This is a genomic window from Xanthobacter tagetidis, from assembly GCF_003667445.1.
In the GTDB taxonomy this organism is placed as follows: domain Bacteria; phylum Pseudomonadota; class Alphaproteobacteria; order Rhizobiales; family Xanthobacteraceae; genus Xanthobacter; species Xanthobacter tagetidis.
In genome coordinates this window covers 151,041-163,510 of the sequence record NZ_RCTF01000003.1, presented here as the reverse complement: position 1 = coordinate 163,510, position 12,470 = coordinate 151,041, and the positions used below count along the sequence as shown (strand labels likewise).

Genomic DNA, 12,470 nt, shown 5'->3' with positions numbered 1-12,470 from the left:
CTTCTGAGCTCCAGAGGCCGCCACGCGGCCGTTCGTCGCCGCGCAACCTCTTCTCCCGGCGCGGCAGTCGGGCTTTTTAGCACTGTTCGGTGAATGAAAAAGCAATGATTGCGGCTTCCGCAGGGAAAGATGCTCCCCCGGCGCCCCGGCCGCCTCTCAGTTGTCGGCGCCGATCGAGCGCTTGAGCTTGGCCTCGCGATCCTTGGCGAGCGCCTCCAGGTCCGCCTGGAGCTTGGCGCGGTCCTCGGCGGAGAGCGGCGGGGGCCGGCCCGTGGGCTGGGCGCCGATCGAGGGGAAATTGTCGGCCTCCACCTTCGGCACGTCGGGATTGGGCGGCGTGATGGAGGCGAGCGGCCCGTCGGAGGTGCAGCCGGCGAGAGCGGCAAGCACCAGAACGGCGGCGCAGGCCCGTCCGGCTCCCGGGAAGGGGTAAGGCGGGGAATTCTCGCGTCGGCAAAGGAAAGTCACGGCTGCGGCTTCATCCCCAGGGTCAATTGCGCTGATCGTCAGGCTCGATAACGGCACATTCACCCGCTAATATGGCGGAAGCTGGAAGCAAGATTCATAACGCTTAATCGCGCACCAAGCGGGCGCCATCCGGCATCGCCCGCACCAAGGGGAGAGCGGATGTCCGCTGCCGACGAGACCTCCGGGCACGCCGAGATGCGGATCGGGCAGGACAGCGTGCCCGCCGATGCCGGGCCTGCCGCCGCGCCGCCCGCCGATCATGCCGCGCCGCAGCAACCGGCTGCCGACCCCTCATCCCGCGTCGCGCCCGAGGACGGCACGGCGCTCGCCGATCCGCCGTTCGCCGGCGATCCCTTCATGGCACCGCCGCAGATGGCGCCGCCGCAGATGGCGCCGCCCGAGACGGCACCCTTTGAGGCGATGCCGCAGGCGAGCCCCGCCGACATGATGAAGGAGGTGGCCGCCGCCGTGCTCGCCCCCTTCTCCGGCCCGGCCATGGACCTGCCGCCGCTGCCGCTCGCTCCCAATGAAGAGCCGCTGCGCGAGGCGGCGCAGCCCGAGGCGCCGCGGCCCCAGGCCACCCAGCCGCTCGCCGAGGTCCAGGCGGCGCTCGCCGCCCTCGCGACGCCCGAGGCTGCCCCTGCCAGGCCCGCGCCCGCAGCGCCCGCGCCGCAGGCGCCGGCCTCCGCCAGGGATCGCCAGGGCGATGGCCAGGGAAAGAGCGGTCCGGACAAGAAGGACAAGCCGAAGGACGCGGCCGGACAGGGCCCCGCGGGCCTCGACGTCGAGGCCTTCTCGCGCAACCTTGCCCGGCTGGTGGAGGAAGGTGGCAAGGCCATGGCCGCCTATCTCGCGCCGCGCGAGGCCGGCCGGAAGGACGACATGGCCGACGACATTGCCGACGCCATCAAGACCATGGGCCATGTGGCCGAATACTGGATGGCCGATCCCCAGCGCACCGTGGAGGCACAGACCCGCCTCATGGGCGGCTATCTCTCGGTGTGGGCCAACACCATGAAGCGGCTCGCCGGCGAGGAGGTGGCCCCGGTGGTCGCGCCCGATCCCAGGGACGCGCGTTTCAAGGATGCCGGCTGGAGCGAGAGCCCGATCTTCGACGCCCTGAAGCAGGCCTATCTCGTCACCTCCAAATGGGCCGAGGATATGGTGGAGGAGGCCGAGGGCCTTCAGCCCCACACCAAGCACAAGGCCGAGTTCCTGGTGCGCCAGCTCGCCAACGCCATCTCGCCCTCGAACTTCGTCGTCACCAACCCCGAGGTGATCCGCGAGACGCTGTCCTCGTCCGGCGAGAACCTCGTGAAGGGCATGCAGCACCTCACCGAGGACCTGATCGCGGGCAAGGGCACGCTCAAGATCCGCCAGACCGACATGAGCGCGTTCGAGGTGGGCCGCAACCTCGCCACGACGCCGGGCAAGGTGGTGTACGAGAACGAGCTGATGCAGCTCATCCAGTACGCGCCCGCCACCGGGCAGGTGAAGAAGACGCCGGTGCTGATCGTGCCGCCCTGGATCAACAAGTTCTACATCCTCGACCTCACGCCCGAGAAGTCGATGATCCGGTGGCTGGTGGACCAGGGCGTCACCGTGTTCACCATCTCCTGGGTGAACCCGGACGCGCGCCTCGCCGCCAAGGGCTTCGACGACTACATGCGCGACGGCATCATGGCCGCGCTCGACCAGGTGGCCATCGCCTCCGGCGAGCGGCGCGTGCACACGGTGGGCTATTGCGTCGGCGGCACGCTGCTCGCCGTGACGCTGGCCTACATGGCCGCCACCGGCGACGACCGCATCGCCAGCTCCACCTTCCTCACCACCCAGATCGACTTCACCCATGCGGGCGACCTGAAGGTGTTCGTGGACGAGGAGCAGCTCGCGGTGCTCGAGCGCAAGATGAAGCAGATGGGCTATCTTGAAGGCTCGAAGATGGCTTCCGCCTTCAACATGCTGCGCTCGAACGACCTGATCTGGCCCTATGTCGTGAACAACTACATGAAGGGCAAGGCGCCATTCCCGTTCGACCTGCTCTACTGGAACGCCGATTCCACGCGCATGCCGGCGGCGAACCATTCCTATTACCTGCGCAACTGCTACCTCACCAACAACATCGCCCGTGGCCTCGCCGACCTGTCCGGCGTGCGCATCGACATGACCAAGGTCCAGGTGCCGGTCTATTCGCTGGCGACGCGGGAAGACCACATCGCGCCGCCCAACTCGGTGTTCATCGGCGCCAACATGCTGTCGGGGCCGGTGCGCTACGTGCTCGCCGGCTCGGGCCACATCGCCGGCGTGGTCAATCCGCCGGCCAAGATGAAGTACCAGTATTGGGCCGATGGCCCGGTGGGGCCGAGCTTCGAGGCCTGGCTCGACGGCGCGCGCGAGCACAAGGGCTCGTGGTGGCCGGACTGGATGCAATGGTTCTCGGCGCTCCATCCCGACGAGGTGCAGGCGCGCGCAGTGGGCGGCGGCCGCCTCCAGCCCATCGAGGATGCCCCGGGCCGCTATGTGAAGCAGCGCTCCTGAGGCGGGGATTCGAAGGGTGCGTTTCTGAAGGCGTTTCTGCGCGCGTTTCCAAGGTGGCCGGCGAAAAGCCGCGCCGTGCCCGCGACTGGACGCTGAAGGAGCCGTCCGTGCCCTGCCCTGTGCACGCCGAACGCGATGTGGCGGCACCGACGCATACATGGCGCCCGCATGCATGGCGCCCTAGATGAGGCGCCCTATATGAGCTGCCCGGGATGGGGCACCTGTTCACCGCTTGACGGCAGGTCCCCTCGACGGGGGCGCCTCGACGCGCTGCCAGCCGGGCGCGCCGCGCCCGCCCGGCCCGCGGGTGCGATCAGCCCGCCAGCGCGGCCTCGATGGCGGCGAGCGCGTCAGCCGCCTTCGCGCCGTCCGGGCCGCCGGCCTGGGCCATGTCGGGCCGGCCGCCGCCGCCCTTGCCGCCGAGCACCTCGGCGCCGCGCCGCACCAGGGCGACCGCATCGAAGCGACCGGCGAGGTCCGCAGTGACGCCGACGACGATCCCCGCTTTGCCGTCCTCGGTGACGCCGACGATGGCGACCACGCCCGAGCCGATGCGCTGCTTGCCCTCGTCCACCAGCGCCTTGAGGTCCTTGATCTCGATGCCCGAGACCGCACGCGCCATGAGCTTGACGTCGCCCACCGCGCGCACGTCGTCCCCGCCGCTCGCGCCGCCGCCGCCCATGGCGAGCTTCTTGCGGGCGTCCGCCAGGTCGCGCTCCAGCTTGCGGCGCTCATCGACCAGCGCCACAAGCCGCGCCTCCACCTCGGCGACCGGCGCCTTGAGGGTGGCGGCAGCGCCCTGCAGCGCCGCATTGGCATCGTTGAGATGCCGGCGCGCCGCATGGCCGGTCATGGCCTCGATGCGGCGCACGCCGGAGGCGACGGCCCCTTCGGACACCAGCGAGATGAGGCCGATGTCGCCGGTGCGCTTCACATGCGTGCCGCCGCACAGCTCCACCGAATAGGGCGCGCCATTGCCCTCGTCCGTGCCCATGGAGACGACCCGCACCTCCTCGCCATACTTCTCGCCGAACAGAGCGCGGGCACCGGACTTGATGGCATCGTCCACCGCTAGGATGCGGGTTTCCACCGGCTCGTTGCGCAGCACGAAGCGGTTGGCGATGTCCTCCACCTCGGCGCGCTCGGCGTCGGTGAGGGGCTTGGGATGGGAGAAGTCGAAGCGCAGGCGGTCAGGAGCCACCAGCGAGCCCTTCTGGGCCACATGGTCGCCGAGCACCCGGCGCAGCGCCTCGTGCAGCAGATGGGTGGCGGAATGGTTGGCGCGCACTGCGGCGCGGCGCGAATGGTCCACCTCCAGCGCCACCGGCGTGCCCACCGCGAGCGTGCCGGCGGTGACGCTGACGTCGTGGATGAAGAGATCGCCGAGCTTCTTCTGCGTGCTGTTGACGGTGCCAGCAAGGCCGCCCTCTCCGGCGAACTGGCCGACATCGCCCACCTGGCCGCCGGATTCCCCGTAGAACGGCGTCTGGTTGAGGATGACGAGGCCGCGCTCGCCGGCGGCAAGCCGCTCGACCGGCGCGCCGTCGCGCACGATCGCGCGCACCACGCCCTCGGCCTTCTCGGTGTCGTAGCCGAGGAACTCGGTGGCTCCCACCTCGTCGCGCAGCGCGAACCACACCGTGTCGGTCGCCGCCTCGCCCGAGCCCGCCCAATTGGCGCGCGCCTCCGCCTTCTGGCGCGCCATGGCGGCGTCGAAGGCGGGCAGGTCCACCGAGATGTCGCGGGCGCGCAGCGCGTCCTGGGTCAGATCGAGCGGGAAGCCGAAGGTGTCGTAGAGCTTGAACGCCACCTCGCCCGAGAAGCGGCCGCCGGCCGAAAGATGGGCGGTCTCCTCCTCAAGGATGGAGAGGCCGCGCTCCAGCGTGCGGCGGAAGCGGGTCTCCTCCAGCAGCAGGGTCTCGCTGGCGAGCGGCTCGGCGCGCACGATCTCCGGATAGGCGCGGCCCATCTCGCGCACCAGGATCGGCACCAGCCGGTGCATCAGCGGCTCCTTGGCGCCGAGCAGCTGGGCGTGGCGCATGGCGCGCCGCATGATGCGCCGGAGCACGTAGCCGCGCCCCTCGTTGGAGGGCAGCACGCCGTCGGCGGTCAGGAAGACCGCGGCGCGAAGATGATCGGCGATCACCCGGTGGCTCGCCTTCTGCGGGCCGTTCGCATCGACGTCGGTGAGTTCGGCGACCTCGGCGATGATCGCCCGCATGAGGTCGGTCTCGTAATTGTCGTGGGTGCCCTGGAGCACGGCGGAGATGCGCTCCAGGCCCATGCCGGTGTCGATGGACGGGCGCGGCAGGCCAACCCGCTCACCGCCGGCGAGCTGCTCGTACTGCATGAAGACGAGGTTCCAGATCTCGATGAAGCGGTCGCCGTCCGCGTCCGGCGAGCCGGGCGGGCCGCCGGGGATGTGCGGCCCGTGGTCGAAGAATATCTCCGAGCAGGGACCGCACGGGCCGGTGTCGCCCATGGACCAGAAATTGTCCGAGGTGGGAATGCGGATGATCTTCTCGTCCGGCAGGCCGGCGATGGACTTCCACAGGCGGTGCGCCTCGTCGTCCTCGCTGTAGACCGTCACCAGCAGGCGGTCCTTCGGCAGCTCGAACTCGCGGGTGACGAGGTTCCAGGCCAGTTCGATGGCGCGGTCCTTGAAATAGTCGCCGAACGAGAAGTTGCCGAGCATCTCGAAGAAGGTGTGGTGCCGCGCGGTGTAGCCCACATTGTCGAGGTCGTTGTGCTTGCCGCCGGCGCGCACGCACTTCTGCGACGTCACGGCGCGCGCATAGGGGCGCTTCTCGACGCCGGTGAAGACGTTCTTGAACTGCACCATCCCCGCATTGGTGAACATGAGGGTGGGGTCGTTGTGCGGGACGAGCGGCGAGGAGGCGACCGCCTCGTGCCCCTGCTTGACGAAGTAGTCGAGGAAGGTCGACCGGATCTCGTTCACGCCGCTCATGGTCCGGCCATCATCCCTCAGGGCCGGCGCGGATGCGTCCGGCGGTGGTGGTCTCCGCGCGAGCGCGCACCGAAACGGACGCTTCGCGGCTCCGGCGGACCCTGCGCGGATACCGACCGGAACCGGGTTCGTTTAACGGGGGGGCTTGCGCTTGTCCAGAAACCCCGCGCCTTATGCCGCCGTGCGAGGCGCCGCCGGGCACGCCCGCGGCGGGCGTGCCGGCGCCAGCGGCAAGCGCCCAACGCGCCAGCGCCGCCCGATCGACCGAATTCGCCCGCCCCGCAGCCGCGACACGTCAGAAGCGGCAAGTCAGACACGCCCCGTCAGACGCGGGTCCCGGCACGCTCGCGCCACTGCCGCACGGACGTTCGCTCGCCGATCGTCCCGCGGCGCGCCGCAAGACGAGCACCGCTCAGCGAATGCGCATCAGGCGTCGGCCTCCGAGCCATCGGCATCGGCCTCCGGATCGCCGGCCAGGATTTTCTCGGCGATCAGGCCGGCGTTCTGGCGGATCGCCGCTTCGATGCGCCCCGCCACTTCCGCATTCTGCCTGAGGAACGTCTTGGCATTCTCGCGGCCCTGTCCCAGCCGCTGGCTGTCATAGGAGAACCAGGCGCCGGACTTCTCCACCACGCCCGCCTTGACGCCGAGATCGAGCAGTTCGCCCATCTTCGACACGCCCTCGCCGTACATGATGTCGAACTCCACCTGCTTGAAGGGTGGGGCGAGCTTGTTCTTCACCACCTTCACGCGGGTCTGGTTGCCCACCACCTCGTCGCGCTCCTTGATCATGCCGATGCGGCGGATGTCGAGGCGGACCGAGGCATAGAATTTGAGCGCATTGCCGCCGGTCGTGGTCTCCGGCGAGCCGTACATCACACCGATCTTCATGCGGATCTGGTTGATGAAGATGACCATGGTGTTGGACTTGGAGATCGATCCCGTGAGCTTGCGCAGCGCCTGGCTCATCAGGCGCGCCTGCAGGCCCGGCTGGTTGTCGCCCATCTCGCCGTCGAGCTCGGCGCGCGGGGTGAGCGCCGCCACCGAATCCACCACCAGCACGTCGATCGCGCCGGAACGCACCAGCGTGTCGGCGATCTCCAGCGCCTGCTCGCCGGCGTCGGGCTGGGAGATCAGGAGTTCATCAAGATTGACCCCCAGCTTGCGGGCATAGACCGGATCGAGCGCATGCTCGGCGTCGATGAAGGCGCAGGTGCCGCCCTTTTTCTGCGCTTCGGCCACCGTGTGCAGCGCCAGCGTGGTCTTGCCGGACGATTCGGGTCCGAAGATCTCGACCACGCGCCCCTTGGGAAGGCCGCCGATGCCGAGCGCGATGTCGAGGCCGAGCGAGCCGGAGGGAATGCTCTCCACCTCGAGCGCCTTGCCGCCCTTGCCGAGCCGCATGATCGAGCCCTTGCCGAAATGGCGCTCGATCTGGGAAAGCGCGGCGTCCAGCGCCTTGGTCTTGTCCATGGAGGAACCTTCGACGAGTCGGAGTGTCGCCTGAGTCATTGCCGCGCTCCGGGGCTGGCGCAAGGGAAAATCGAGAACGTGGCTTTTGTACCTTTTTTGTTCTCTGTTCGCAATATGTTCTCGTAGCCTGCCGAAAAGTTTCCGCCGGGCGCTCCAGCGACGGTGGATGCAGCCCCTGCAGGGCCGTGATCGGCGGCATTTCTGCGCGCGCTCGCCACGCGATGGGGCTGCCGGTCGCCGCCCAAGCGCGATCTTCCGGCGGCTGTCCAGTCCAGCGGACGCCCGCCTTTCGCGGTTTCGCGCCGGTCGCCCGGCCGCCGCGTCAGGCGTCGAGCTGGCTGACGAACTTCACATTGAGATAGGGCTCGATGCCCTCGGCGCCGCCCTCGCTGCCATAGCCGCTGTCCTTCACGCCGCCGAACGGCGTCTCCGGCAAGCCGAGGCCGTGGTGGTTGATCGAGACCATGCCGCTCTCGATCTCACCGCCAAGGCGTGAGGCCGAACGTTGCGAGCGGGTGTAGGCATAGGCCGCCAGGCCGAACGGCAGGCGGTTCGCCTCGGCGATCACCGCGTCGAGAGTCTCGAAAGGCGCGATCAGCGCCACCGGGCCGAACGGCTCCTCGTTGAGCAGGCGCGCGTCAGGCGGCAGGTCGCTCACCACGGTCGGCGCATAGAACCAGCCGCGATTGCCCCGGCGTTCGCCGCCAGTGACGACGCGGCCGCCTTTGTCGCGCGCATCCTCCATGAATGCTTCCATGGCCTGGAGCCGGCGCGGATTGGCGAGCGGCCCCATGGTGGTGTCCGGGTCGAGCCCGCTGCCGAGCCGCTGCGCCTCCGCGGCGGCGACGAAGCGCTCCAGGAACGGCTGATAGACCGACTGCTCCACCAGGAACCGGGTCGGCGCGATGCACACCTGGCCGGCATTGCGGAACTTGCCGGCGGCGAGCACCCGCACCGCGGTATCGAGGTCGGCGTCGGCACACACGATCGCGGGGGCGTGGCCGCCGAGCTCCATGGTGGCGCGCTTCATGTGGGCGCCGGCGAGCGCGGCCAGCTGCTTGCCCACCACGGTCGAGCCCGTGAAGGAGATCTTGCGCACCTGCGGATGCGGAACGAGGTAGCCGGAAATGTCGGGCGGGTGTCCGTAGACCAGGTTGAGCGCGCCCGCTGGCAGGCCCGCATCGGCGAAGGCGCGCACCAGCTCGGCGCAGCAGGCCGGCGCCTCTTCCGGCCCCTTCAGGATGACCGCGCACCCCGCCGCCAGCGCCGCCGCGCTCTTGCGCGTCGCCTGGCTCACCGGGAAGTTCCAGGGCGTGAAGGCGGCGACCACGCCCACCGGCTCCCGCAGGGAGAGCTGGCGCACGTGGTCGGCGCGCGCCGGAACGACCCGGCCATAGATGCGGGCCGCCTCGCCGGCGAACCACTGGATCACGTCGGCCGAGAGCTGGACCTCGATGCGGGCCTCGGCCAGCGGCTTGCCCTGCTCCAGCACCATCAGCTGCGCCACGTCCTCGGCGCGCGCCCGCAGCAGTTCGGCAGCCTTCATCAGCACGCCCGCGCGGGCGTGTGCGCTCTGCCGCCGCCACGCGGCGAAGCCCTGCGCGGCAGCGGCGAGGGCGTCGTCGAGGTCCGCGGTGCCGGCGAACGCGCAGGTGCCTATCGCGTCCTCGGTCGCCGGGTTGACGATGTCGAACGTGCGCCCGTCACGCGCGCCCCGCCATTCGCCGCCGATGTGGAGCAGGACATCCCGATACATGATGCATTCCTTGATGAGCCGCGCCCCGGCGCGGCCCCGGCAAAGGGCGGAAAGGCTCCCGCCCCTCCTGCCCCACGCCGGACCGGCTACTGCTTGGCCTGGAGCCCGTTCTCTAGGATCACCGCCCGCCAGCGGTCCACCTCCTTGCGGTAGAAGGCGGCGAACTGCGGCGCATCCATGGTCGAGGGGATCGAGCCCGTCGACCGGAAGAACTTCACCATGGCGTCGGTCCTCAGCGCCTTGCGGATCTCGGCATTGAGGAAGGTGACGCGGTCCGCGGGGATGCCCTTGGGCCCGAAAATGCCGAACCAGGCGCTGACCTCGAAGCCGGGCAAGCCCACCTCCGGCGCGGAGGGAACGTCGGGCGTCACCTCCGACCGGCCCGGGGTGGAGACAACGAGGCCGGTGAGCTTCCCCGACGTTATGAAGGGCGCGATGTTGGCCATGTCCATGATGACCATCTCGCAATCGCCGGCCATCACCGACAGGATGCCCGGGCCGCCGCCGGGATACGGGATGATCTCGAACTTCGTTCCGCTCTCTTTGCGGAAGGCCACCGTGGCCAGCTGGCTTCCGGTGCCCGAGGTGGCGGAATTGAGCTTGCCCGGATTGGCCTTCAGCTTGGCGACGAGGTCGCCGAGCGTCTTGATGCCGGAGTTGGGATTGACGGCCAGCGCGTAGGGCATGGCCATCACCTGGGAGATCGGCGTGAAGTCGGCGATGGGATCGTACTTGGCATTGTTGAGCGTGGGATTGACGCCGATGGCCATGGTGTCGATCAGGATCGTGTAGCCGTCCGGCTCGGACCGGCGCATGAAGTCGACGCCGATCATGCCCGAGGCGCCCGGCTTGTTCTCCACCAACACCGTCTGCTTCAGGCTCTCCTGCAGCTGCTGGGCGAGCAGGCGGGCGGTGCCGTCCATCGCGCCGCCGGGGGCGTAGGGGACGATCAGGCGGATCGGCCGTTCGGGAAATGACTGCGCCTGCACCGCGGCGACCGGCGCCAGCGTGCAGGCGAGTATGGCGAGGGCGCCGAGCAGCGTTCTGCGCTCCATGGGGTTCCTTCCTCTGTTGCAGGTGTTGGCCCGCGCCCCGCCGGCGGCTGCCGGGCGTGACGCAGGCTTCGGGTCTGGCGGTTTGCGCCGCTCTTGGCCCTTTCCGGGCGGGCCTAGACGAACAGGTTCTTGCGCGGGGTGGGATCGAGGTTGAACAGCCGCGCGGCGTTGAGGCCCAGGATGTTTCTCTTCGCCTGCTCGTCGATGAAGGGCAGATCGCAGATCATCTGCGGCAGGTCAAAGTCGAAATGGGGCCAGTCGGACGAAAACAGCAACTGCGTCTTCGCATTGATCATGTCGAAGGTGTTCTCCAGCGCCTTCGGATGCGTCGTTTCCATCGGCTGGGTCGTGTAGAAGCAGGTATCGCGCATGTATTCGGACGGCATGCGCTTCAGCTGCGGCGCCTCGGACTGGCGCATGAGAAACTGGTCATCCAGCCGCTGCATCAGGAACGGCACCCAGGCGAGGCCGCTCTCCACCCACAGCGTGTTCAGCTTGGGGAAGCGCTCGGGAATGCCGTTGAGGATCCAGTTGGTCATGTGGATCATGTTGCACCACACGAAGCCGAGGCAGTGCATGCCCAGGAACCGGTTCACGGTGGCGAGCGAGGGGTCCTGCCAGTGGTAGCCGGCATGGAAGGCGAGCGGCTTGCCGCGCTCCTCGATCATCCGGTAGAGGCGCATATAATCGTTGTGGTGCACAGGCTTGGTGCGGGTGCTGGTGACGCAGAAGCCGATCACGCTCTTATGGTCGCCGAACTCCTCGACCGCCCGCTCGGCCTCCTGCGGCGTGTTGAAGGGCAGGTAGACGAGGGTCTTGATGCGGTCGTCGCCGGAAAGGATGCGGTCGGCCATCCAGCGGTTGTAGGCACGGCCCAGCCACACCTCCATCTCCGGCTGCGGGTGCATGCCGAGAAACAGCATCGGGGTCGGGAACACCACCATGTTGTCGACGCCGAGCGAATCCATGGCGCGGCGCGTGAGCACCACGTCGCGGTGCACGTCGGTCTCCGCGACCTTCTCGCGCTGGTCGTCCTGGTGCGGAATGCGCCCGCCCACCGACTGATAGCGCAGGCCGAGGTCGCCGTTGAGGCCGTAGGGCGGCCCGCCGATGCGCTCCGACTGGTAGCGCATGGCGTTGTCGCGGATCACCGGGTCCTCGATGTACTGGACCACTTCCTTCCAGGAGACGGTTTCCACATGGTGGGCGTCGATGTCCACCACGAACCAGTCCTGCAGGCCCCTCAGGCGCGCATTGCGCTTGGCGTGGGCCAGCACCTCGCGGGTGTCGGTGTAGACGTCGATCTGTTGGGTGGCCGCATAGTTGGGGCCGAACTTGCCTTGGACGTTCATGGGCGGGGCCACCTCAGGAGATGTGTTCGTCGGGGCGGCGGCGATACCAGAGCGCCAGTTCCACCGGTCCGAGATGAAGCGCGCGCAGCATCTCGGACACGGCCGAGAGCAGCTCGGTCGGGGTCAGCTCGCTGTCGCGCTCGCCGAAGATGGGCGAGAAGGTGCGTTCCTCGCCGTCGGACTTCGCCACGTAGAGCCGCACCGCGGCGGTCAGGATCTGCGCCACCGCCTCGTCCGAGATGCGGGCGGCGGCACCGGTCTCGACCAGTTCGCGGGAGGCGGCGAGAAGCTTGGGCGCCGTGGCGTCGATCCAGGCATAGGCGTCGTTGCGACGGTCGTCTTCAGGCGCGGACATAGATCTCTCCGTCTCGCACGATGAGCTCGGCCTTGCGCAGCCGCACGCGCTCGTTGCCCGGATGGCGTCCGGTGCGGATGCTGAATTCGTAGCCGTGCCAGGGGCAGATGATGTGGTCTTCGCACTCGTCATAGGCCTGGGCGCGCACCTGCCCGTCCGCGTCGACCGGCTCCAGTACACGCTTCATGAGGCGCCCCTGACAGACGGGACCGGCGCGATGGGCGCATCGGTTGTGCCAGGCGTAGAATTCGCCCGCAATTCGGAAGACACCGACTTCAGCCTCGCCGCAGAGGACGACCTTTCGGTCGCCATCCTGATAATCGTCAACCTTCCCTGCGCTGTACTCATTCATGACGTTTCCACCTGCCAATTCTTATGGTGCATTGCAGTGCGGGTGCTAATCGGGGGCTATCGCCGCTCACAAAACCTTGCATCATTCGCGCCACTGATGATTGAACCCGTTTTGTAATATGTCTAATATTAGTTTTCTGAAGGCGTGATATGC

Annotated in this window: 9 protein-coding genes; 1 reads left to right on the top strand and 8 read right to left on the bottom strand. The window is 68.5% G+C overall.

Annotated features, from left to right (window positions below; genetic code table 11):
* Nucleotides 1-156 precede the first annotated feature (156 nt).
* Nucleotides 157-390 carry a hypothetical protein gene (locus D9R14_RS05160; RefSeq protein ID WP_121622245.1) on the bottom strand — a complete coding sequence of 78 codons (234 nt, stop codon included), beginning with the start codon at nucleotides 388-390 and terminating at the stop codon, nucleotides 157-159.
* A 237-nt stretch (nucleotides 391-627) separates the two neighbouring features.
* Between D9R14_RS05160 and phaC the strand changes: the two genes are divergently transcribed.
* On the top strand, nucleotides 628-3,006 hold the full coding sequence (gene phaC, locus D9R14_RS05155; protein ID WP_394010511.1) for a class I poly(R)-hydroxyalkanoic acid synthase: 2,379 nt from the start codon (nucleotides 628-630) through the stop codon (nucleotides 3,004-3,006).
* A gap of 313 nt (nucleotides 3,007-3,319) precedes the next feature.
* On the opposite strand, the gene alaS is transcribed toward phaC, so the two are convergent.
* The 7 genes from alaS to D9R14_RS05120 form a co-directional block, all read right to left on the bottom strand.
* Nucleotides 3,320-5,974, bottom strand: coding sequence for an alanine--tRNA ligase (alaS, locus tag D9R14_RS05150; protein WP_121622244.1), 2,655 nt, complete (start codon nucleotides 5,972-5,974; stop codon nucleotides 3,320-3,322).
* Between the two features lie 426 nt (nucleotides 5,975-6,400).
* On the bottom strand, nucleotides 6,401-7,486 hold the full coding sequence (gene recA, locus D9R14_RS05145; protein ID WP_121622243.1) for a recombinase RecA: 1,086 nt from the start codon (nucleotides 7,484-7,486) through the stop codon (nucleotides 6,401-6,403).
* A 283-nt stretch (nucleotides 7,487-7,769) separates the two neighbouring features.
* Nucleotides 7,770-9,203: an NAD-dependent succinate-semialdehyde dehydrogenase gene (locus D9R14_RS05140; protein WP_121622242.1), complete on the bottom strand. Its 1,434-nt coding sequence runs from the start codon at nucleotides 9,201-9,203 to the stop codon at nucleotides 7,770-7,772.
* An 86-nt stretch (nucleotides 9,204-9,289) separates the two neighbouring features.
* Nucleotides 9,290-10,258 (bottom strand): Bug family tripartite tricarboxylate transporter substrate binding protein, encoded by a 969-nt coding sequence (locus D9R14_RS05135; protein WP_121622241.1) that lies wholly within the window; start codon nucleotides 10,256-10,258, stop codon nucleotides 9,290-9,292.
* 113 nt (nucleotides 10,259-10,371) lie between these two features.
* Entirely contained in the window at nucleotides 10,372-11,610 is a 1,239-nt protein-coding gene (locus D9R14_RS05130; protein WP_121622240.1) for an amidohydrolase family protein, read from the bottom strand.
* A 13-nt stretch (nucleotides 11,611-11,623) separates the two neighbouring features.
* Nucleotides 11,624-11,965, bottom strand: a complete 342-nt coding sequence (locus tag D9R14_RS05125; protein ID WP_121622239.1) for a hypothetical protein — start codon at nucleotides 11,963-11,965, stop codon at nucleotides 11,624-11,626.
* Nucleotides 11,952-12,317 (bottom strand): Rieske (2Fe-2S) protein, encoded by a 366-nt coding sequence (locus D9R14_RS05120; RefSeq protein ID WP_121622238.1) that lies wholly within the window; start codon nucleotides 12,315-12,317, stop codon nucleotides 11,952-11,954. The genes D9R14_RS05125 and D9R14_RS05120 overlap by 14 nt, the downstream gene beginning before the upstream one ends.
* Between the last annotated feature and the right edge of the window lie 153 nt (nucleotides 12,318-12,470).